Source organism: Streptomyces sp. NPDC019443 (assembly GCF_044389785.1).
GTDB lineage: Bacteria > Actinomycetota > Actinomycetes > Streptomycetales > Streptomycetaceae > Streptomyces.
This window is the reverse complement of sequence record NZ_JBIRYJ010000004.1, coordinates 143952-164762: the sequence shown is the minus strand read 5'-3', so window position 1 is coordinate 164762 and position 20811 is coordinate 143952. Positions and strand designations below refer to the sequence as shown.

Here is a 20811-nt window from a genome sequence, read left to right as displayed (position 1 = left end):
CTCCGGGCTGCTCTGCGCATTGCGGAGGGCCCACAGCGCGCCTCATGCGTGTCGTCGGCAAGCCGGGCCATGGCGGTGGCAGCCGTCCGCGGGCACGCGGAAGGCGTGGCCACGGAAGCCGGGCGGGAGCTGCGGGCCGAGGTCGAGCGGCGTACGGACGAACTGGCCGCCGCGCCCTGGGGCGGCCCTCGGCATGGAAGAACGGGACCGCCTGGCGGATCTGCTCGGCCCGCTCTGGCGCGAGGTGCTGGGCGCGGGTGTGCTGCCCGCCGAGAACACTCTCGGCATCGGCAAGGTGTGACGCGCCCCTGCCCGGGCCCGGGAACGTGACACCGCCCGCGGGGGCCGGCTCGGCTCCGGGGGGCGGTGCGTGTGTGTACGTGTGCGTATCGCTGTCGTAATGAGATGCCTTCCGCAGGGGGTCGGGACACTTTTGACGCTACGCGCACCCTCCCCCTCGCGCGCGCTGGAACCTGGCCCGGTTCAGCCATAGCGGTGCACACCAGGGCAAATATTACGTGATACGGGCGAACTGCTCTGCTGCGTACGCCACTTGGGCTCAGTAGGGTACGAAGGTGAACAGACCCGGCGAACGAATATCGCGCGCGCTCGCGGCCGTACTGACGACTGCGGTCGCTGCGGCGGTGCTCACCGGCTGTGACGGATCCGGACTCTCGGGTGACGCCAAGCCCTCGGGCTCCGGCTCCGGTTCCGGCTCCACGCAGGCCGCCGCCGGCAGTGGCACCAGCCCGCTGGTCAACCCCGAAGGCACGAAGCCCGGCCTGGCCCCTCTCACTTCCGAGCAGGACAGAGCCGCCGCCCGCCGGTTGATCGAGAAGGTGACCACTAAGGGTCGCGGCCCCAAGACCGGCTACGCCCGCGAACGCTTCGGCTACGCCTGGATGGACACCGCCGACGGCGTCCCGCTGGCCCGCAACGGCTGCGACACCAGGAACGACCTGCTCGCCCGCGACGGGCGGAATCTGCGCTACCGCTCCGGCTCCGACTGCGTCGTCGTGGCGATGACGCTGAACGACCCGTACACCGGCACCGTCATCGACTGGCGCAAGCAGAAGGCCGCCGCCGTCCAGATCGACCATGTCGTCCCGCTCTCCTACGGCTGGCAGATGGGCGCCGCCCGCTGGGACAAGGCCAAGCGGCAGCAATTCGCCAACGACCCGCTGAACCTGCTCCCCGTGGACGGCCCCGCCAACAGCTCCAAGAGCGACTCGGGCCCGGCGTCCTGGCTGCCGCCGAGCAAGCGGATCCGCTGCTCGTACGCGGTACGGATCTCCCAGGTCGCGGTCAAGTACGACCTGCCGGTGACGGCGGCGGATAAGAAGTCGATGCTCACGCAGTGCGGCGGCTAGCCTGCCCCGCATGCAGCTGATCATCACGACGCTCGCCGAGCGGCCCGAACTCCGGGGCCCCATGTGGCAGATGCTCGACACCTGGCCGAAGTTTGTGATCAACGACCCGGTGGGCTGGGCGAACATCGGGCGGATCGTCGCCGAGCTGCCGGAGTACGTGCTGGTCGCGACCGACCCGGACGGCCGGGTGGTGGGCCGGGCGTTCAGCGTGCCGTTCCTGATGGCGGCGGAGGGGCGCGGCGGGCTCCCCGAAGGCGGCTGGGACCAGGTGATGCTGTGGGCCTTCTCCGATCTGCGGCACGGGCGTACGCCGGACACGGTGAGCGCGATCGAGATCACCGTCGCCGAGGACCGGCAGGGTCAGGGCATCTCCGGCCGGATGCTGGCCGCGCTGCGCGAGAACGTTGGCGGGCTCGGCTTCCAGGAGCTGGTCGCGCCGGTGCGGCCGAGCGCGAAGAGCGGTGAACCGAACGCCCTGATCGAGGAGTACGCGCACCGCACCCGGGCCGCCGACGGTCTGCCGTACGACCCCTGGCTGCGGGTCCATGTCCGGGCCGGCGGGGTCGTCGAGTCGGTGGCGCCGGCCTCCATGACGGTCTCCGGGTCGCTGAGGCAGTGGCGTGAGTGGACCGGGCTGCCCTTCGAGGAGTCCGGTCCGGTGGAGGTGCCGGGCGCGCTGGTGCCGGTGCACTGCGAGGCGGAGCGCGGGTACGCGGTGTATGTGGAGCCCAATGTGTGGGTGCGGCACCGGGTTTGACGCGAAGAGGCCGCCTCACGGGCGGCCTCCAGCGGTTGTACTTCACTGCTCGCGGCTGTACGTCACTGCTCGCCGAGCTTGTCCAGGTCGAGGATGTCCTTGGCCGCCGGCTTCTTCGCCGCGACCGGCTTGTTGTACGCGGAGAAGGTCATCGTGCCCGGCTCCTCGCCGCCCACCTGCTCGACCTTCAGCAGATACGGCTCGCCCTCGGTGGCGACGTACAGCGTGTAGGTCGCCTCTCCGTCCGACTCGGTGAGCTTCAGCGCCTTCTGGCCGTTGACCGTGGTCTCCCCGGCCCGGCGGGCAGCGTTGTCGTTCGCCTCGAGTTCGGACAGCACGCTGTCGAGGTCGCAGAGTTCGAGGCTGTCCTTGGCCTCGGGGTCGGAGACGTCCGTGCGCATCCAGCGGCCCTTCAGCGTCTTGATCACGGCGTCGGCCTCCGCGGCCGGTTCGCCCTTGCTCTGCTCCCGCAGGAAGGCCTCGTCGAACCGCATGTACGCGGTGTTCCCCGTCTTGATCAGCTCGACGGTGCCGTCGCTGCCGACGGACAGCGTGCCCTTGCAGTCGCCCTTGGTGCTGATGGCCATGAAGCCCTTGGTGGGTCCGTCGGCGCTCTTCATCGTGATGTCGAGGGTCAGGGAGGTGGCCGCCTTGGTGGCTCTGGCCGCTCTGTTGGCTATCTCGGGGCCGGACAGGCCCGCGAACGGCTCGGCGGCCTTCTTGTCCTTGGCGTTCTCCTTGGCGCCCTTCGAACTCGCGGAGCTCTTCGCCCCCTTGGAGGCGGGCTCCGGGCCGAGCTGTCCGCAGGCCGCGCCGCCGAGGGCGACAACGGCGGCGAGTACGGCGAAGGCGGTGCGACGGCGGCGGGCGGGAGCGATGGCATGCATGGCGTGTTCTCCGAGTGGGTCGGGACGGAGGGTGGGTCAGGGACGGGTGTGGCGGATCAGAGCTTCAGTTCCCACTGCGAGGCGTCGTACGTCAGACCCGGGCTGACCTCGACCGTCAGCTCCTTGGCGGCGGCCGGGGCGTCGAAGGCGAACCGTACCGTGGACTTCTTGCCGGGCAGGATCGGGCCGCTGAAGCCGCTGCCGACCTTCTCGTCGAAGATCTGCTCGGCGTTGACGCCGTCGTTCCCGGCGCGGGCGTCCGTCGTCAGCAGCGTGGTGTCGAACTTCTTCTTGCCGCCGTTCTCGACGACCACGGTCACCTCGTACGCCTTGTTGCCCGCGGTGTGACCGGCGGCGAACTCGCTCGGGGTGTACGCCTTGGGCGCGGAGACCGTGATCTTCAGGTCGTCGTCGTAGACGGCGGTGTCACCGGCCGCGAGGCCCGCACCCTTCCCCTTGGCGTCGCCCTTCGCCGCACCGTCGCTCTTGCCGGCGGCCGGCTCCTTCGACGCGGTGGTGCCGGTGGCCGCCTTGTTGATCTCGTCGACCGCCTCGTCCACGGCCTTGAAGGTGAGTACCGCGCCGACGACCGAGAGGATCAGCGCGACCAGTCCGAGGACCGCGCCGGTGGTGGTCACGCCCTTGTTGGCGGCCTCTCCGCGCTTGACGCGGCCCCGTCCCGACAGGCCCAGGATCAGGGCGATCAGGCCGAGGATGCCGGCCAGCCAGAAGAAGAACGGGATCAGACCGGAGACGGTGCCGATGATGCCGAGCACCAGCGCGGCCGTGCCGAGGCCGTTGCGCATCGGGACCGGGGGCGGTGTCTGCTGCCCGAACTGCGGGGCGCCGTACTGCGGCTGCTGCATGGAATGGGACATGGATGTCCTCCGGGGGCGTGGAGTGTGGTGCGGACTTGCCGAAAGTCCCGTGTAGCGACGGGTTAATGAGACCAGAGGCTGTGAACCGAGTCAACACTATTCACGAGATTCAGGTTCACTCACACTGTGAAGGGATGCATCTATCGTGCGCCGGTATGCTCGGCGACACAGCAGACGGGCAGGACCGGCTGGCGTGGGAGAGGGAGGCGGCCAGGTGCCGGAGAACGCAAGCGAGGTGACGGCCGCCGGGATCGCCCGGCTGGCAGGAGTCGGCAGGGCCGCGGTCAGCAACTGGCGGCGACGGCACGCGGACTTCCCCAAACCCGTGGGCGGCACCGAAACCAGTCCGTCGTTCGCCCTGGCAGAGGTCGAGCAGTGGCTGCGTGACCAGGGGAAACTCGCCGAAGTCCCGCTGCGCGAACGGGTCTGGCAACTACTCGCCGACCACTCCGCGACAGCCGCCACCGCACTGGTCCAGGCAGGCTGCACCCTGCTGCTCGTACGGGACAGGCCGAGCCTGTGGCAGGAGCTGACGGCGGCCTCCGACAAGCGCATGGCGGAACTGCTGCCGACCGCGGTGGAGCCTGTACTGGCGGCGCGCTTCGGCGAGGACCGAGGTGACCTCTTCCGTGAGCTCGGGGCGTCCGAACGCTCTTCGGGCGTGCCCTCGATCGCCGGAGGAGTTCACAGCGTGCCCCTGCTGCGCTCGGTCGCCGAACTCGCCGCCGAGCTGGGCCACCGGGAGACCTACGAGTTCCTGCTCGGGCGCTTCCTCGACACCAACCTCCGCCAGTACACCCTCACGCCGCCCGGCCCCGCCGCCCTCATGGCTGCCGTCGCCGGGCCCGCCGCCACCGTGCTCGACCCGGCCGCCGGAGCAGGCACCCTGCTGCGCGCCGTCGAGAACCCCTCCGCCCTGTACGCCCAGGACGCCGACCCCGACCTCACCGCGCTCACCGCGCTGCGCCTCGCCCTGCACTCCGACGCCACGGTCCGCGCCCGCAGCGGCGACACCCTGCGCGCCGACGCCTTCCCCGAGGCCACCGTCGATGCCGTGCTCTGCCACCCGCCGTTCAACGAGCGCAACTGGGGCCACGACGAACTCGCCTACGACCCGCGCTGGGAGTACGGCTTCCCCGCCCGCACCGAGTCCGAACTGGCCTGGGTGCAGCACGCGCTGGCCCGACTGCGCCCCGGCGGCACCGCCGTCCTGCTGATGCCGCCGGCCGCCGCGTCCCGCCGTTCCGGACGCCGTATCCGCGCGGGCCTGCTGCGCCGCGGCGCGCTTCGGGCCGTCGTCTCGCTGCCGGCCGGCGCCGCGCCCCCGTACGGCATCCCCCTCCACCTCTGGGTGCTGCGCAGGCCCGAGGCGGGCAAGCCGCCCGCGTCCGAACTGCTGCTCGTGGACACTGCCGAGCTGGCCGGAGCCGGCGGTGGCCGCGACAAGCTCGACTGGCAGGCCGTCCAGAGTGCCGTCCTCGACGCCTGGCAGCCCTTCGACCGGCACGGCACGGCCGAGGAGCGGCCGGGCGTCAGCCGCGCGGTCCCGGTCATCGAACTCCTCGACGACGACGTGGACCTGGCCCCCGCCCGGCACCTCCCGCCCCCGGCCGCGGGCGGCGGCGCGGCCGAGCTGCTGCGCGTACGGGACCGGCTCGCCGACACCCTCCGGCTGACCGGCGAACTCACCCCGGCGCCGTCCGCCCACGACCGGCCCGCGCCCTGGCCCGCCACCACGGTCGGCGAACTGGCCCGCGCGGGCGCGCTGGTGATCCGGGCCGGCGGCACGGGCGCGTCGTCCGGTGCTGCCGTACCCGTACTCACCGAGCAGGACGTTCTCGCCGGCGCCGCGCCCTCGGGCACGCTCCCCGAAGGACCCGACGAGGAGGCCGTACTCGTCGCGGAAGGCGATGTCGTCGTGCCCGTGCTCGGTGGCGGTTCGGTCGTACGCGTCGTCGACGCGGCGACGGCGGGTGCGGCACTCGGCCGCAACCTCCAGCTGCTGAGCCCCGATCCGGCGGCGCTCGACCCGTGGTTCCTCGCCGGGTTCCTGCGCGGCACCGCCAACGCCCGGCAGGCCAGCAGCTATGCGTCCACCTCGACCCGGCTGGACGTACGCCGACTGCAGCTGCCCCGGCTGCCGTTGGCCGACCAGCGGCGGTACGGTGAACGCTTCCGCGCACTGGCCGCGTTCGAGGACGCGCTGCGACTGGCGGGGCGGCTGGGGGAGCAGCTGGTCCAGGGTCTGTACGACGGTCTGGCGGACGGCAGTCTCACGGCGTGACCGGTTCGACAACGGTTCCGTACAACCCGGCAGCCGTTGTCCGTGTCGGTGTATACGCTCGTCCTCGCAAACCGCCTCGTCCCCAGGCCTTCAGGAGCACCAATGCATGGCCCCGGCTATATGCCGCCGCAGCCTCCGCGCGACATACCGACGTCGGTGATCGTGCTGCGGGTGCTCTTCGCGATACTCCCCGTCTTCAGCTGCGGGATGCTGGCCTGGGGCACGATGCTGCGGCTCGCTCTCGTCACCAAGCGCGCGCTCGACTGGGTGCTCTTCGCGGTGGTGCTGGTCTCCTTCATCGCCTGCTTCGGCACGCTGCTGTCGGACCCCACCGAAAACCTGACCATGACCCGGTCGGATGTGTCGATCGGCATCATGCTCGCCGTTGCCCTGGCCGTGGTGCCCTACTTCCTGTACGCGGACATCAAGCACTTCTCCTCCCGGGCCGCGCAGCCGTACTACGGGCCCACCGTGCCCTACGGCCTGCCGCCGCAGGCACAGCCGCTGCCGCCGAAGCCGCCCGCGCCCGGATACGGCTACCCGACGGTCCCGCACCAGCCGCAGCCCCAGCCTCGGCCTCAGCCGCAGTCCCAGCCCCAGTCCCAGCCGCACTCCCCGTCCGACAAGCCCCGCATCGACCAGGTACGCGCTGAGCTCGACGAGCTCAGCGACTATCTCCGCAAGGAGCAAGGCCGGGAGCAGGGCCCGGAGCAGGGCCGGTGAACGGACGCGTCATCGCGAGCCGTTACGAGCTCTCCACCGTCATCGGCCAGGGCGGCATGGGCCAGGTCTGGACGGCGTACGACAACCGCCTCGACCGCCGCGTCGCCGTCAAGCTGCTCCGCCCCGACCACATGGCCGCGGCCGCCGCCGCCGACGACATGCGTCGCCGCTTCGTCCGCGAGTGCCGGGTCACCGCCCAGGTCTCGCACCCCGGTCTGGTCACCGTCCATGACGCGGGCAGCGACGGCGAGGAGCTCTTCCTCGTCATGCAGTACGTCGAGGGCGCGGACCTCGCCGACCATCTCGCCGAGCAGGAGCCGTACCCCTGGCCGTGGGCCGTCTCGGTCGCCGCCCAGCTGTGCGCGGTGCTCGCCGCCGTGCACGCCGTGCCGATCGTCCACCGCGACCTCAAGCCGCGGAACGTCATGGTGAAGCCCGACGGCACGGTCACGGTCCTCGACCTCGGCGTCGCGTCCGTCATCGACGTGGACACCACCCGCCTCACGCACACCGGATCGCCCATCGGCAGCCCCGCCTATATGGCCCCCGAGCAGGCGATGGGCGGCGCGGTCGGCCCGTACACCGATCTCTACGCCCTCGGCGTGCTGCTGCACGAACTCCTCAGCGGGAACGTCCCGTTCGCGGGCTCCACCGCACTCGGTGTGCTGCACCGCCATCTCTACGAGCCGCCGCTCCCGGTCCGCCAGCTGCGCCCCGACATCCCCGAGCCGCTCGAAGCACTGGTCCTGCGGCTGCTCGCCAAGGACCCGCAGCACCGCCCGACGGGCGCGCAGGAGGTGTACGAGGCTCTCGCGCCGCTGCTGCCCAGCCGCGGCGCGCCCGCAGGACCGCTCGACCCGACCCGGCCCTTCCTGCGCCCGCACGCCCCCTGGCCGGACCGTGTCACCGCCCCGCCGCCGCCCATGACACCCCCGACTCCGCCGGCGCCACGCCCCGATGTCGCGGCCGCCGTCGACGAGGTCAAGCGCCTCCTCGGCGAGGGCAGCATCACCCAGGCCGTGGACATCCTCGGCGGGATCCTCCCGGCGGCGGCCGCCGAACACGGCGAGCACTCGCCGGTCGTACGGATCCTGCGCAAGCAGTACGCGACGACGCTGATGGACGACGGGCAGTACCGTCGTGCGCTTCCCGAGCTGCGGCGGCTTGCCGACGACCGGGCCGCCGAGGCGGGCCCGGCCGACCCGCAGACGCTGCAGTACCGCTACGACGCCGCGCAGTGCCTGGAACAGCTGGGCGAGGCGGCCGCCGCGCTCGCCGAGTACCGCGCCGTCCTGCCGTACTACGAAAACAAGCAGTCGGGCGACGCGGACGCGGCGCGCGCCTTCGACGTCCGCCACCGGATCGGGAATCTGCTGCTCGCGGTGGGCGACCACACGGCGGCGAGGCACCAGTTGCAGGGCCTGCTGTACGACGCCGAGCGGGCGTTGGGGCCGTACCACCAGCTGCCGGTCGAGCTGCGACGCGCGCTCAACCGGCAGCAGCAGTTCCACAACAAGTAACCGCGGGAGCAGGTAACCGCAGCAGCAAGTAGCCGCGGGAGCACGTAACCGCGGGACTCTCGACGAACGATCAGTTCGCGCGCAGATACGCCGAGGTGGACACCCGCCCCAGCAGGCTCAGCCGCGAAGTCCCGCTCGCCAGGTGCTTGTCCAGGGCGTCCTGCACCCCGGGCCAGGCCTTGTCGCCGTAGTCGTCGAGGACCACGATCCCGCCCGGGGCCACGATCTGCTCGACCCATTCCAGATCGGCCCGCACCCCGTCCATGGAGTGATCGCCGTCCACCACGATCACTCCGTACTCCCGGTCGGAGACGGCGGCCCGCACCTCCGGATCACCCGAGAAGCCCTGCTGGATTCGCGCGTCGATCACCGAACCGACGCCACCGAGTGCCAGGTTGGCCCGTACGACGTCCTCGCGCACCGGCGTGCCGGTGGGATCCGCGCCCTGCGGGGCGGCGCCGGGCTGAAGCTGCGCGCCCGCCAGCGGATCGACGATCGTCAGATGCGGTTCGAGCCCGGACCGGTGCAGCATCCGCAGCAGTCCCGCGGCGAACATCCCGTACAGAGTGCCGATTTCGAGGACATTGCCGTTCGGCGGGGAGAGCAGCGGCACCGTGGCGAGCTTTCCGCACACGTTGGAGGTGGACCCGGCCAGCCTGCCCACGCCGAGTGACTCCAGGGCGATCACCGTGCGATAGGCGACGGTCACATTGCGGAGAGCGTGTTCACTGCCGTCCGCCACGCCCTGGATCTGACGCGCGAGGGTGTCGATCTGGGCGGCGGTGGGCGTCCGGTGGCCGCTTCGACCCGTCCCGTCGACGAGCAGGCCGAGTCCGTACTGCGGGTTCTGCAGGGCGGCCACTTTTCGGTGGAGAGCGTCGAGATCGGTCTGCAAGGCCTGCGTAGCACGCTTCACATGCTGCTCGATGCGCCGTTCGATCATGGTGTCGGCTGGGCTCAAGACCCACTTCGCCAGCCGGTTCCGAAGGAGAGAGGGCATGCCGGGGAAGCTACGCCGGAGCGCCGCCGCGCGGGCCACGGCGGGATGCTGGGCAGATGAAGTCCTGATGGCTTTGCGGCGGCGGAATTGTGACGTCGTTACGACGGAATGCCGCGTCCCCCTTAGCCGCGTCCCCCTTAGGGGGGCTCCGCCCCCGGTTACCTGAGTCCTCAAGCGCCGGACGGGCTGGATTTGCTGCCCGTCCGGCGCGCCCGCAGCAGGGGCAGCAGAGCCAGGCCCCCAAGTGCCAGCAACCCCGCGGCCCCGATCGCCGCGCCCGCCTTCAGGCCCGGCGGGCGGAACGAGCAGTCGACCGTCGTCGCCTTGCCCTCCAGAGGTACGGCGACGAGCCCGAGGTAGGAGTCCGCGGGCCTGCCGTTGCAGCTCCAGCCCGCGATCCGGGGCGCGGCGAGGACGGCCGTCCCCTGGGTGCCGGGCGGGAGTTCGGCCCGTACGCCGCTGTCGGTGACTTTGAGAGACACCGGCCCTGTCGTCTTCAGCCGGTCCACCGCGGCGGTGAGCTTCGCCCGGTCCAGACAGCCCACGGTCGTACGAGGGTTGCCACGGCTGTAACTGATCGTCGTACCGGGAGAGTTCACTGTTCCGAGCGAGGTGAGCGCCGCACGTCGCTTGGGCTGTCCGCCGCGCAGCGTCACCTGCTCGTTGTCGCCGAGGCGGGCCTTGCCGGTGTAGTTCGGCGCCCAGAGGAAGACCTCGCTGCCGACCGGGCAGGAGCCGTTCACCGCAGAGTCGTAGACCTGCGAGCCGAGCAGCAGCTCCTGGTTGCGGAACGGGTTCCAGTTGTAGCGGCCCGCGGGACCTGCGGACCGCACCGTCAGCAGCGGCGGCGTCCGGGCGGCCCGAGTCACCTCCGGGTGCTGTCCCGGCTTGGTGCGTACCCGTGCGCCGACGGCGAAGATCGCGTCCGTGACCGGGTTGTCCAGGGACTGCACACTGCGGCCGTTGGACGTCCAGCCCGCGCCGAGCGCGGCCAGCGTGCGGGTGTACACATCGGGCGTGTGGCTGCTGTAGTACGAGCCGCCCTGGCCGCCCATCAGGATCGGATCGTTGCCGGTGATCTGGTCGCGGCCCGGGTCGGTGCGGTGGCGCGGCCAGCCGTCGGCCTTCGCCACGGCCGCCGCCCGCTCGCTCTGCGGCTCGCCCCAGGCCGGGTAGTCGTCCAGCCTGCCGAGCCGCTGCCGGTCGGCGTACGCGGTGGTCGCCGCTGCCTGCCCGATCAGAGCGCCGCTGAGCAGCAGCGCCGCGACCACGGCGTACTTGCCGCGCCTGGCGAGCAGCAGACCGCCCGCCACCGCCGCGATCCCGGCCGCGAACAGCGGGAAGGTCCAGGCGGTGACGAGGTCGCTGGTGGAGGCGGTGAGTGCGATCACGGCCACCACGGCGCCGCCGCCGAGCAGGGCGCGCCGCCCCGGCCAGTCGTACGAGAGGCAGATCCAGGCGGCGATCACGAGAATCCCGGCGAAGACGAAGGTCTGCCGGTACGGGCTGCCGTTGGGCGTCGCGAAGACATGCCACACCAGATGCGTCGGCGCCCACTGGAGTGACACCAGGGTCGCGGCCGCGAGACCCGTCCACACCCACCGCTCGCGCCGCGGCACCGCGCTGTTGAACGCGAGCGTGCAGGCCAGCAACAGCGCGCCGCTGCCGAGGAAGACCGCGGGCGTGAAGAAGCTGTACGTCGCCGGCAGCGTGCGGGCGAACACATCGGCCCAGCCGGCCGGGGCGAACTCCTTCGTCCACCCCGGATAGGCGTGCTTGGAGCCGAGGAAGACGGGAATCAGGACGGGCGCGGCCAGCGCGATGCCGAGCAGTACGGCCCGGGCGGCCCGCAGCAGCGCCCGCATCCGGTCCCCTGCCGCCGTCTCCTCCAGCAGCAGCCGCACGAGAAGCACCAGCGCGGCCCCGATGGTCGCCATGTACGCGGTGTAGAAGTTGGCGATCCACGCCACCGCGACGACCACCGGGCCGAGAACCGGCCGGCGTGCCGTGCGCGCCCACTCGCCGACCAGGCACAGCAGCGGGAAGGCGACGAGGCCGTCCATCCACATGGGGTTGTACGAGGCCTCGACGACCGACCAGCCGCACAACGCGTACGAGCCGCCGAGCACCGCCGCCATCCACCAGCGCCCGCCCGTGTCCTTGCGCAGTGACAGGAGCAGCCAGGCCATGGCCGCGGCCGCGGTCGCCATCTTCAGCAGCGTGATCACATAGACGGCGAGGTCGATCCGGTCCCGTGGGAAGAGTCCGACCAGCATCGAGTACGGGCTGGTCAGATAGGTCCCGAGGTCGGGCAGAAAGCTGGTGCCGTATCCGGACTGCCAGTTCAGCAGCAGTCCGCCGTCGGCCCGCCCGTGCAGCAGATCCCACAGATGCGCATGAAATGGCACAAATTGATTGCCGAGGTCGTTCACGCTGCGGGTGTGCGGTCCGAAGGGGAAGCTGCGGGCGACGGCGTCACCGGCGCACACGGCTCCCACGGTGATCAGCGCAGCGAGGGCGGCGGCGCGGCCGCGCGCGGATTGCAGAGTCGACATGATTCCTCGAATATGCCAGCGTGGATGTTGAAAACATGTCGTGGGAAGCCCAGTTCACGAAATGGTCGCCTGCGCGTCATGCAGGGAATCCGCACGGGACATTCGGGTGGGTTGTTGTTCTTCCGTGCTGATCTCGATAGTTGTTCCGTGCTTCAACGAAGAGGAGATCATCGGCCGCTTCCATGAACATGTGACCGCAGAACTCTCCCTGCTCGGGCAGGAATTCGAGTTGGTCTATGTGGACGACGGAAGCCAGGACCGGACGCTCCCTCTCCTCGAGGAGATCGCCGAGGCCGACCCTCGTACCCGCTATGTCTCCTTCAGCCGCAACTTCGGCAAGGAGGCGGCCATGCTCGCCGGGCTCCAGCATGCCGAGGGTGACGCCGTGGTCATCATGGACGCCGACCTCCAGCACCCGCCGGAGCTGGTCAGGCGCATGCTGCAGCTTCATGAGGAGGGCTTCGACCAGGTCATCGCCCGCCGTACGCGCAAAGGCGACCGGGTCACCCGCACCCTCACCGCCCGCGCCTACTACTGGCTGATCAACCGGCTCGTCGACGTCGAACTCGTCGACGGCGTGGGTGACTTCCGGCTGCTGTCGCGCCGCACGGTGGACGCGATCCTCGAACTCACCGAATACAACCGCTTCTCCAAAGGTCTGTTCGCCTGGGTCGGTTTCCGCACCACGACCTTCGAGTACGAGAATGCGCTGCGTGAGCAGGGCCGCTCCAAGTGGAGCTTCGGCAAACTGCTCAACTATGGCCTCGACGGCCTGCTCTCCTTCAACAACAAGCCGCTGCGGGCCGCCGTCTATCTCGGGCTGCTGCTTGTCACGCTCGCCATGGCGTATTCCGCCTGGATCGTCGGTGTCGCCCTGGTGAACGGCGTGGACACCCCCGGGTATGTCACCCTTCTGGTGGCGGTCACCGCACTCGCCGGCGTGCAGATGCTGATGCTGGGGGTGGTCGGCGAGTACGTCGGCCGTATCTACTACGAGGTGAAGCGGCGACCGCACTTCCTGGTGAAGGCCACCAACGCCGGCCTTCCGCACCAGCAGGAAGGTGAGCGGCACAAACGCAACGGGGAGCTCGTAAGACGATGACGGTCCGGGTCCAGCTGGTCAGGTTCGCCCTGGTGGGGGTGGTGAACACCGGGACGTACTACGGCCTGTATCTGGCCCTGCTCACCTGGCTGCCCTATGTGGCGGCGCATGTCGTCGCCTTCGCGCTGAGCATGGTCGGGTCCTTCTTCCTGACCTCGTACTTCACATACAGGACCCGTCCCACCTGGCGGAAGTTCCTGCTCTTCCCGCTCACCAACGCGGCGAACTTCGTCGTCACCACGAGCGGCGTCTATCTCCTGGTGGACGTGTTGCACTTCGGCAGCCGCTACGCCCCGCTGATCGCGGCGGGTGCCGCCGTCCCGATCACCTTTGCCGTTTCCCGGACGATCATGCTGCGCCCGGAGCCGGCTCGCCCGGCGGCGCAGGTTGAACGCCATGTGAACGTGTGCGTCGCAACTTCCGGCGAATCGTCGGTCGAATCAGTGGCCCAGGCCAGGGAGACTGCCTAACATCGATCACCGCAGGGTCTTGTGCATCGTCGCACAATCACGCCGCACGCCGGGAGGCTCCTTTGCACCGCCGCCGTCGCACCGCGCTCACCGTCTCAGCCGCGCTGCTCGTCGCCGCGCCCCTCCTCGCCGCCTGCGGCAGTGAGGCTCACCCAGGGGCCGCCGCCGTCGTCGGTGGGGAGCGGATCGAGGTGTCCACCGTCCAGGCGAAGGTGAAGGATGTGCGCGCCGCCCAGCAGCGCTCCCCCCAGTCCGCCCAGCTCATCAAGGACAGCGGGCAGCTCAGCCGCGCCAAGCTCTACGACCTGATCGTCGAGCGGGTCGTCCAGCGCGCCGCCGACGACGCCGGGGTCGAGGTCAGCCGCAAGGAGATCCAGGACGGGCGGACCGCCCTCGTGCAGCAGTCCGGTGGCGAGGAGCAGCTCGCGGCCATGTATCTGCAGCAGCGCGGCGTCGCCCCCGACCAGCTGGGCGACGTCGTACGCCGCGACATCCTGGTCAGCAAGCTCGCCGAGGCCCTCGGCGCGACCAATACTCCCGAGGGCCAGCAGAAGCTGAACCAGGCGTTCACCGCCGCTGCCAAGGCGCTGGACATCGACGTCAACCCCCGCTTCGGCACCTGGGACGACCAGAAACTCGAGCTCGGCAACTACAAGGCCCCGTGGATCACCCAGGTCAGCAAGGAGCCGGAGCCCGTCGAGGCGGGTGCGTAGCGGCGCGAGGTAGGTTCGAGGGGTGACCACAGAAGCACCAGTCGCCCCCGGCCGAATCGTTCTGCTCACCGCAAGCCACCGCGTCGCGCCCGGGCTGCTGTCCTGGCCCGCGTGGCAGACGCTGCACGCTGCCGACCGGGTGCTCTGTGCCGACGGGGCCCACCCCCAGCTGCCGTATCTCCGCGAGGCCGGTGTTGCCGTGGAGATAACGGCCATCACCGCGCAGGAGCTGGTCGACGCCTGCGCCGGGGGTACCTCCCGGGCCGAAGGCTCTGGGGGAGGTCGCACCGTCGTGGTCGTCCCCTCAGGCGAGGGCGATACGGCCCTGACCGACGGGCTCGCCCGGCTCGCCGGGTCCGGGCGGGTGCAGATGCCGGACCTGGAGCTGCTTCCCGGCTCGTACGACCTGCCCGGCGCCCGTCTCCTCGACCTCGTCCAGGTCATGGACCGGATCCGCGCCGAGTGCCCCTGGTCGTCGACCCAGACCCACAAGGGCCTCGCCAAATACGGCATCGAGGAGGCGTACGAACTCGTCGAGGCGATCGAGGACGGCGACCGTGACGAGCTGCGCGAGGAGCTCGGGGACGTACTCCTGCAGGTCATCTTCCACGCGCGCATCGCGCAGGAGGACGAGGACGAGCCGTTCTCCATCGACGACGTCGCCGGGACGATCGTCGAGAAGCTCATCCACCGCCACCCGCACGTCTTCGGCGACGAGCACGCCGAGACGCCGGAGGACGTGAAGGAGCACTGGCTCCGCACGAAGGCGATCGAGAAGCAGCGCGATTCCGTGACGGACGGCGTGCCGCTGGGTCAGCCCGGCCTCGCCCTCGCCGCGAAGCTCGCGGGCCGGGTCCGTACCGCCGGCCTCGACGTCCCGCTCCCCGCCGGCCGGGGCACCGGCTACGAACTGCTCGCCCTCGCCGTCAGGGCGGAGGAGTCCGGCACCGACCCCGAGGCCGCCCTGCGCGCCGCGGCCCGCGCCTACAGGGACGCGATCCGCGCCGCCGAGGGGCAGGAGTGAGCGCTCAGCCCGAGCTGTTCACCTGGGAGTTCGCCACCGACCCCTACCCCGCCTATGCGTGGCTCCGGGAAAACTCGCCGGTCCACCGGACCACCCTCCCCAGCGGAGTCGAGGCATGGCTGGTGACGCGGTACGCCGATGCCAAGCAGGCCCTCGCCGACCAGCGGCTCAGCAAGAATCCCGCGCATCACGACGAGCCCGCCCACGCCAAGGGGAAGACGGGCATCCCCGGCGAGCGCAAGGCCGAGCTGATGACCCATCTGCTGAACATCGACCCGCCGGACCACACCCGGCTGCGGCGGCTGGTATCGAAGGCGTTCACCCCGCGCCGGGTTGCCGAATTCGCACCGCGCGTACAGGAGTTGACGGACCGGCTCATTGATGGGTTCGTGGAGAGGGGGGAGGCGGATCTTATTCATGAGTTCGCGTTCCCGCTCCCCATCTACGCCATCTGCGACTTGCTCGGCGTCCCGCGCGAGGACCAGGACGACTTCCGCGACTGGGCCGGGATGATGGTGCGACATTTCAAGCCGGGCCAGGGCGGCGGGCCGCGCGGCGGCGTCGCCCGCTCTGTGAAGAAGATGCGGGGCTATCTCGCGGAGTTGATCCACCGAAAGCGGGAGGAGCCCGGGGACGACCTGATCTCGGGGCTGATCCGGGCCAGCGACCACGGCGAGCACCTCACCGAGAACGAGGCCGCTGCCATGGCCTTCATCCTTCTCTTCGCGGGTTTTGAAACCACCGTGAACTTGATCGGCAATGGGGTATATGCCCTGCTTCGTAATCCGGAACAGCGGGAGCGGCTCCAGACGTCTCTCGCCGCCGACGAGACCGAGCTGCTGGCCACCGGTGTCGAAGAACTCCTGCGCTACGACGGGCCCGTGGAGCTCGCCACCTGGCGGTTCGCCACCGAGGCGCTCGTCATCGGCGGGCAGCGGATCGCGGCGGGCGATCCCGTACTCGTCGTACTCGCGGCCGCCGACCGGGACCCGGAGCGGTTCGCCGACCCGGACAGCCTCGATCTGTCCCGGCGCGACAACCAGCATCTCGGGTACGGGCACGGCATCCACTACTGCCTCGGCGCGCCCCTCGCGCGTCTCGAGGGGCAGACCGCGCTCGCCACGCTGCTCAGGAGAATGCCGGACTTGCGGCTTGCAGGCGATCCGGCCGATTTGCGGTGGCGTGGAGGTCTCATTATGCGCGGATTGCGCACTCTGCCGGTTGAGTTCACCGCTCGACAGATCTGACGCATTGTCAAGACTGTGACTTTCACGTGATCTCCGCTGCATCGACTTGTGACTTCCGTTCGAATGCGGCTACGTTCACCGTCGTCTCAGTAGTCACGTGAAAGGCAACCGCATGCGTTCCGGGAACGGGCGACACCGCCGACCTCGTCAGGCTCCTGCCATTGTTGTCGCGGCAGGGGTGACGGGATCGGCCATCGCCATCCCCCTTCTCGGCGCCGGTTCGGCCTCCGCCGCCGACGCCTCCACGTGGGACCGCGTCGCGGAGTGCGAGAGCGGCGGCATGTGGAGCGCCGACCTCGGCAACGGGCACTACGGCGGGCTGCAGTTCTCGCAGGAGACCTGGCAGGACTTCGGCGGTACGGACTACGCGGCCCGCGCCGACCTCGCCAGCCGCTCGCAGCAGATAGCGGTCGCCGAGAAGGTCCTCGACGCGCAGGGCCCCGCGGCGTGGCCCAGCTGCGGGGCACTCGCCGGCCTGAAGAACGACGGTGCCGCCACCGGCGTCGACCCGGGCATCGTGCCGTCGCCCGAGCAGAGCGACCCGGTCGAGTCGCTCATACCCACGAACCCCTCCGCCGAGCCCACCACTGCGGCGTCTGCCGAGCCGACCGCGGACCCGGCCGGGTCGGCCGAGCCCGCCGAGCCGGCGGCCACGGACGGGGCGCCGGGCGCCGACAGTGGCGGCGGCAAGCACCGTGGCGAGGCCGCCCCGGAGCAGACCGAGCCGGGCAATACGGACAATGAGCGCGAAGCGGGTCGGCATGCCTCGCGAGGTGACGGTTCGGCACGCGACAATGCGGGCAACCCGGATGAGGCGGGCGAGACGGGCAATGCGGACGCCGCGCCCGGTGAGTACACCGTCCGGCCGGGCGACAGTCTGTCGGCCATCGCCGACAAGCAGAAGCTCTCCGGCGGCTGGACCGAGCTCTATGAGGCCAACCAGGAGACCGTCGGTGCCGACCCCGACCTCATTCTTCCTGGCCAGAGCCTCGATCTGGGCCTGAAGTAGAGGCGATTCGCAGGCAGTTCACGGTCAGTTCGCGGGCTTATGTCCGAGTCTGTGCAAGTGAGACATGAGTCTCTTTGTCCCAACTGCCGTGACTTGCCCGGCGGAACCACTCATTCCGCCCCCCACCTGCGAAAACGGGTGTGACCGGAGTGGCGAGATGGGCGTTTTCTCCCCGATGTTCCTCCTTTGAACATCGGGGAGAGCTGTGTTTACGGTCTGAACCGCTCGCCACCGCGGGCGCCGCTGACCGTCACGCCAAATCCTGCCGACGGTTCGGGGGAGTAGTCGTCGCGCAGAGCGCCGAAGGCAGGAGCGGGGGACCCAAGGTAAGCGCCGGCCCCGGCCGTTGAGATCGACGGCTCCAACCGGCTTGGGGTGAAGCCGCGCGCAGGACGCGCGGCCGGGCAACTCGTCGGCCCGAACCCGACAGCTCACCTCGTAGGCGTCGGTGAGGAGAAGTTCCATGCTGTTTTCCAGCAAGGGCAAGCACCGTCGCCCGTCCAAGGCCACTCGTTTCGCCGCGATCGCCGGCGTCACCGGTGCGGCCGTCGCCGCCCCGCTCCTCGGCGCCACCTCGGCGTCCGCCGCGACCGCCTCCGAGTGGGACCAGGTCGCCCAGTGCGAGTCCGGCGGCAACTGGTCGATCAACACCGGCAACGGCTACTACGGCGGCCTGCAGTTCTCGGCCTCCACCTGGGCCGCGTACGGCGGCACGCAGTACGCCGCGAGCGCCGACCAGGCCTCCAAGTCCCAGCAGATAGCGGTCGCCGAGAAGGTCTTGGCCGGCCAGGGCAAGGGCGCGTGGCCGAACTGCGGCGTCAACCTGTCCAACGCCGCGTACGGCGGCGCCGCCGACGCCGGCACCACGCAGCCGGCGCAGCCGAAGCGTGCCGAGGTTCCCACCACCCGCTCCGAGCGCCCCGCCGCCCCGGCGAAGCCCGCCGCGAAGGCCAAGGGCTTCAAGAAGGGCGACGGCGAGTACAAGGTCAAGGCCGGCGACACCCTCGGCAAGATCGCCGAGACCGAGAAGGTCAAGGGCGGCTGGCAGAAGCTGTTCGACCTGAACAAGGACATCATCGACGACGCGGACGTCATCTACCCGGGCCAGCAGCTCCACCTGAGCTGACCCCGCTCCGCCCGAGCCGGCTGCCCCGGCTCCGCCCGAGCTGACCCCCGGGCCCCAGAGCACCCCGGTCCGGCGCGCTATCCCCCGTACGCGCCGGGCCGGGGTTCTGCCTTGTCACTGCCTGTTCATGCCCTTTTCCGTCCCAGCGGGCGGGCACCGGCCGACCGATGCCCCGGAGCCGGTTAGGCTCTTGCCGCAAGGCCACGGAGACCCTGCGCTGCCCTGCACTGCTTGTGTCCCACTGCTTGAGTCACATTTAGCGTCACATCCCAGAAGGAGATGCTCGTGCCGTCCATCGACGTCGTCGTAGCCCGGGAAATCCTGGACTCCCGAGGCAACCCCACGGTCGAGGTCGAGGTTGGCCTCGACGACGGCAGCACGGGTCGTGCTGCTGTTCCGTCCGGCGCCTCCACCGGTGCGTTCGAGGCTCTTGAGCTCCGCGACGGTGACCAGAACCGCTACCAGGGCAAGGGCGTCGAGAAGGCCGTCCTCGCCGTCATCGAGCAGATCGGCCCGGAGCTCGTCGGGTACGACGCCACCGAGCAGCGCCTGATCGACCAGGCGATGTTCGACCTGGACGCCACCCCGGACAAGTCCTCGCTCGGCGCCAACGCGATCCTCGGCGTCTCCCTCGCCGTGGCGCACGCCGCCTCCGAGGCCTCCGATCTGCCGCTCTTCCGCTACCTGGGCGGCCCGAACGCGCACCTGCTGCCCGTTCCGATGATGAACATCCTGAACGGCGGCTCGCACGCCGACTCCAACGTGGACATTCAGGAGTTCATGATCGCCCCGATCGGCGCGGAGTCCTTCTCCGAGGCCCTGCGCTGGGGCGCGGAGGTCTACCACACCCTCAAGAAGGTCCTGAAGCAGAAGGGTCTGTCCACCGGCCTGGGCGACGAGGGCGGCTTCGCGCCGAACCTCGACTCCAACCGCGCCGCGCTGGACCTGATCCTCGAGGCCATCAAGGAAGCCGGCTACGCCCCCGGCAAGGACATCGCGCTCGCGCTCGACGTCGCCGCGTCCGAGTTCTACAAGGACGGCTCGTACGAGTTCGAGGGCAAGTCCCGCTCGGCCGCCGAGATGACGGAGTACTACGCGGAGCTCGTCGCGGCGTACCCGCTCGTCTCCATCGAGGACCCGCTGTTCGAGGACGACTGGGCCGGCTGGAAGGTCCTCACCGACCAGCTGGGCACCAAGGTCCAGATCGTCGGCGACGACCTCTTCGTCACCAACCCGGAGCGCCTCGCCCGCGGCATCGAGGACGGTGCCGCGAACGCCCTGCTCGTCAAGGTCAACCAGATCGGTTCGCTGACCGAGACCCTGGACGCCGTCGAGCTCGCCCAGCGCAGCGGCTTCAAGTGCATGATGTCGCACCGCTCCGGCGAGACCGAGGACGTGACCATCGCCGACCTGGCCGTCGCCACCAACTGCGGCCAGATCAAGACCGGTGCCCCGGCCCGCTCCGAGCGCGTCGCCAAGTACAACCAGCTGCTGCGCATCGAGGAGATCCTCGACGACGCCGCGGTGTACGCGGGCCGCTCGGCGTTCCCGCGGTTTCGCTATGCGAACTGATCGGTACAGCAAGGGCTGACGCTCTCTCTTACGTACGTCCCCAGCCGCGGTCCCGTACCGTGTCCGGGGACGTACGTACGTAATGGGGAGGCGGGACATGGCCGGGCAGGACCGCGATCGGTTCTCCACCACGACCAGGATTCGGCTGCTCGGCGAGCAGACCGCCGCTCGCGTCTACCGGTCGCAGAACCGCAGGCAGGCCCGCCGCTCCCGGCTCACCGGCCGCGCGGCCTTCCTGGCCCTGGTGGTCTGCTCGCTGGCCGTCGCGCTCGCGTACCCGATGCGGCAGTACGTCTCCCAGCGCGCCGACATCGCCGAGCAGGAGCGTCGGATGGCGGACGCCAAGGAGCAGGTCGAGCGGCTGAGGGACGAGAAGGCGCGGCTCCGGGACGACATGTACATCCGGCGCCTCGCCCGCGAGCACCTGCATCTCGTGCTGCCGGGAGAGACCAGCTACATCATGATCAACCCCGAGGCCGCCGAGAAGCGCCGCACCGAAGAGGGGGCGACCGACCGCCCCTGGTACTCGAACGTCTGGGACGGCGTCGACAACGCCGACCGCACCAAGTAGCAG

General features: G+C 70.3%; 18 protein-coding genes, 1 pseudogene and 1 riboswitch. Of the genes and pseudogenes, 15 read left to right on the top strand and 4 right to left on the bottom strand.

All coding sequences use genetic code 11. From position 1 onward, the window contains the following. Nucleotides 1–96: 96 nt before the first annotated feature. From ACH492_RS14955 to ACH492_RS14945, 3 genes and pseudogenes are all read left to right on the top strand, one after another. Nucleotides 97–301: pseudogene (locus ACH492_RS14955) on the top strand (hypothetical protein); the annotation flags it as partial. A gap of 274 nt (nt 302–575) precedes the next feature. Continuing rightward, nucleotides 576–1370 (top strand): HNH endonuclease family protein, encoded by a 795-nt coding sequence (locus ACH492_RS14950; RefSeq protein ID WP_398986490.1) that lies wholly within the window; start codon nt 576–578, stop codon nt 1368–1370. 10 nt (nt 1371–1380) lie between these two features. Continuing rightward, entirely contained in the window at nt 1381–2127 is a 747-nt protein-coding gene (locus tag ACH492_RS14945; protein WP_398986488.1) for an N-acetyltransferase, read from the top strand. Nucleotides 2128–2189: 62 nt separating this feature from the next. Here the strand turns inward: ACH492_RS14945 and ACH492_RS14940 are convergent, their stop codons facing one another. Then, complete coding sequence (locus ACH492_RS14940; protein ID WP_398986486.1) at nt 2190–3014, bottom strand: hypothetical protein; 825 nt, start codon at nt 3012–3014, stop codon at nt 2190–2192. A 56-nt stretch (nt 3015–3070) separates the two neighbouring features. Beyond that, entirely contained in the window at nt 3071–3892 is an 822-nt protein-coding gene (locus ACH492_RS14935; protein ID WP_398986484.1) for a DUF4352 domain-containing protein, read from the bottom strand. 214 nt (nt 3893–4106) lie between these two features. Between ACH492_RS14935 and ACH492_RS14930 the strand changes: the two genes are divergently transcribed. From ACH492_RS14930 to ACH492_RS14920, 3 genes are all read left to right on the top strand, one after another. Next, nucleotides 4107–6176, top strand: coding sequence for an N-6 DNA methylase (locus ACH492_RS14930; RefSeq protein ID WP_398986481.1), 2070 nt, complete (start codon nt 4107–4109; stop codon nt 6174–6176). A 102-nt stretch (nt 6177–6278) separates the two neighbouring features. Continuing rightward, on the top strand, nt 6279–6899 hold the full coding sequence (locus tag ACH492_RS14925; protein WP_398986479.1) for a hypothetical protein: 621 nt from the start codon (nt 6279–6281) through the stop codon (nt 6897–6899). Next, entirely contained in the window at nt 6896–8419 is a 1524-nt protein-coding gene (locus ACH492_RS14920; protein WP_398986477.1) for a protein kinase, read from the top strand. Before ACH492_RS14925 ends, ACH492_RS14920 begins: the two co-directional genes overlap by 4 nt. Nucleotides 8420–8489: 70 nt before the next feature. On the opposite strand, the gene ACH492_RS14915 is transcribed toward ACH492_RS14920, so the two are convergent. Beyond that, the gene (locus ACH492_RS14915) at nt 8490–9419 is read right to left on the bottom strand and encodes a class I SAM-dependent methyltransferase (RefSeq protein ID WP_398986475.1); all 930 of its coding nucleotides are present in this window, start codon (nt 9417–9419) and stop codon (nt 8490–8492) included. 170 nt (nt 9420–9589) lie between these two features. Further along, a complete protein-coding gene (locus ACH492_RS14910; protein WP_398986473.1) occupies nt 9590–11974 on the bottom strand; it encodes a YfhO family protein in 2385 nt (794 codons plus the stop codon). A gap of 124 nt (nt 11975–12098) precedes the next feature. Between ACH492_RS14910 and ACH492_RS14905 the strand changes: the two genes are divergently transcribed. The 9 genes from ACH492_RS14905 (at nt 12099) to ACH492_RS14865 (ending at nt 20808) form a co-directional block, all read left to right on the top strand. After that, entirely contained in the window at nt 12099–13076 is a 978-nt protein-coding gene (locus tag ACH492_RS14905) for a glycosyltransferase family 2 protein (RefSeq protein ID WP_398986472.1), read from the top strand. Beyond that, the gene (locus ACH492_RS14900; RefSeq protein WP_398986470.1) at nt 13073–13546 is read left to right on the top strand and encodes a GtrA family protein; all 474 of its coding nucleotides are present in this window, start codon (nt 13073–13075) and stop codon (nt 13544–13546) included. The genes ACH492_RS14905 and ACH492_RS14900 overlap by 4 nt, the downstream gene beginning before the upstream one ends. 62 nt (nt 13547–13608) lie before the next feature. After that, the gene (locus tag ACH492_RS14895; RefSeq protein ID WP_398986468.1) at nt 13609–14259 is read left to right on the top strand and encodes a SurA N-terminal domain-containing protein; all 651 of its coding nucleotides are present in this window, start codon (nt 13609–13611) and stop codon (nt 14257–14259) included. Nucleotides 14260–14281: 22 nt separating this feature from the next. Beyond that, a complete protein-coding gene (locus ACH492_RS14890; protein WP_398986467.1) occupies nt 14282–15283 on the top strand; it encodes a nucleoside triphosphate pyrophosphohydrolase in 1002 nt (333 codons plus the stop codon). Next, nucleotides 15280–16530 (top strand): cytochrome P450, encoded by a 1251-nt coding sequence (locus tag ACH492_RS14885; protein WP_398986465.1) that lies wholly within the window; start codon nt 15280–15282, stop codon nt 16528–16530. Before ACH492_RS14890 ends, ACH492_RS14885 begins: the two co-directional genes overlap by 4 nt. 112 nt (nt 16531–16642) lie before the next feature. Continuing rightward, nucleotides 16643–17539 carry a transglycosylase family protein gene (locus tag ACH492_RS14880; protein ID WP_398986463.1) on the top strand — a complete coding sequence of 299 codons (897 nt, stop codon included), beginning with the start codon at nt 16643–16645 and terminating at the stop codon, nt 17537–17539. A gap of 288 nt (nt 17540–17827) precedes the next feature. Beyond that, nucleotides 17828–17999, top strand: a riboswitch (cyclic di-AMP (ydaO/yuaA leader). A 3-nt stretch (nt 18000–18002) separates the two neighbouring features. Next, on the top strand, nt 18003–18665 hold the full coding sequence (locus tag ACH492_RS14875; RefSeq protein WP_398986461.1) for a transglycosylase family protein: 663 nt from the start codon (nt 18003–18005) through the stop codon (nt 18663–18665). A gap of 285 nt (nt 18666–18950) precedes the next feature. Beyond that, a complete protein-coding gene (gene eno / locus ACH492_RS14870) occupies nt 18951–20237 on the top strand; it encodes a phosphopyruvate hydratase (RefSeq protein ID WP_398986459.1) in 1287 nt (428 codons plus the stop codon). A gap of 97 nt (nt 20238–20334) precedes the next feature. Then, nucleotides 20335–20808 carry a septum formation initiator family protein gene (locus ACH492_RS14865; RefSeq protein ID WP_398986458.1) on the top strand — a complete coding sequence of 158 codons (474 nt, stop codon included), beginning with the start codon at nt 20335–20337 and terminating at the stop codon, nt 20806–20808. Nucleotides 20809–20811: the final 3 nt, after the last annotated feature.

What these genes read in the sequence shown, in the direction of transcription:
- ACH492_RS14945 (WP_398986488.1), top strand. Translation starts at nt 1,381, where the DNA reads ATGCAGCTGATCATCACGACGCTCGCCGAGCGGCCCGAACTCCGGGGC.
- ACH492_RS14940 (WP_398986486.1), bottom strand. Translation starts at nt 3,014, where the DNA reads ATGCATGCCATCGCTCCCGCCCGCCGCCGTCGCACCGCCTTCGCCGTA.
- ACH492_RS14935 (WP_398986484.1), bottom strand. Translation starts at nt 3,892, where the DNA reads ATGTCCCATTCCATGCAGCAGCCGCAGTACGGCGCCCCGCAGTTCGGG.
- ACH492_RS14925 (WP_398986479.1), top strand. Translation starts at nt 6,279, where the DNA reads ATGCATGGCCCCGGCTATATGCCGCCGCAGCCTCCGCGCGACATACCG.
- ACH492_RS14915 (WP_398986475.1), bottom strand. Translation starts at nt 9,419, where the DNA reads ATGCCCTCTCTCCTTCGGAACCGGCTGGCGAAGTGGGTCTTGAGCCCA.
- ACH492_RS14910 (WP_398986473.1), bottom strand. Translation starts at nt 11,974, where the DNA reads ATGTCGACTCTGCAATCCGCGCGCGGCCGCGCCGCCGCCCTCGCTGCG.
- ACH492_RS14900 (WP_398986470.1), top strand. Translation starts at nt 13,073, where the DNA reads ATGACGGTCCGGGTCCAGCTGGTCAGGTTCGCCCTGGTGGGGGTGGTG.
- ACH492_RS14880 (WP_398986463.1), top strand. Translation starts at nt 16,643, where the DNA reads ATGCGTTCCGGGAACGGGCGACACCGCCGACCTCGTCAGGCTCCTGCC.
- ACH492_RS14875 (WP_398986461.1), top strand. Translation starts at nt 18,003, where the DNA reads ATGCTGTTTTCCAGCAAGGGCAAGCACCGTCGCCCGTCCAAGGCCACT.
- ACH492_RS14865 (WP_398986458.1), top strand. Translation starts at nt 20,335, where the DNA reads ATGGCCGGGCAGGACCGCGATCGGTTCTCCACCACGACCAGGATTCGG.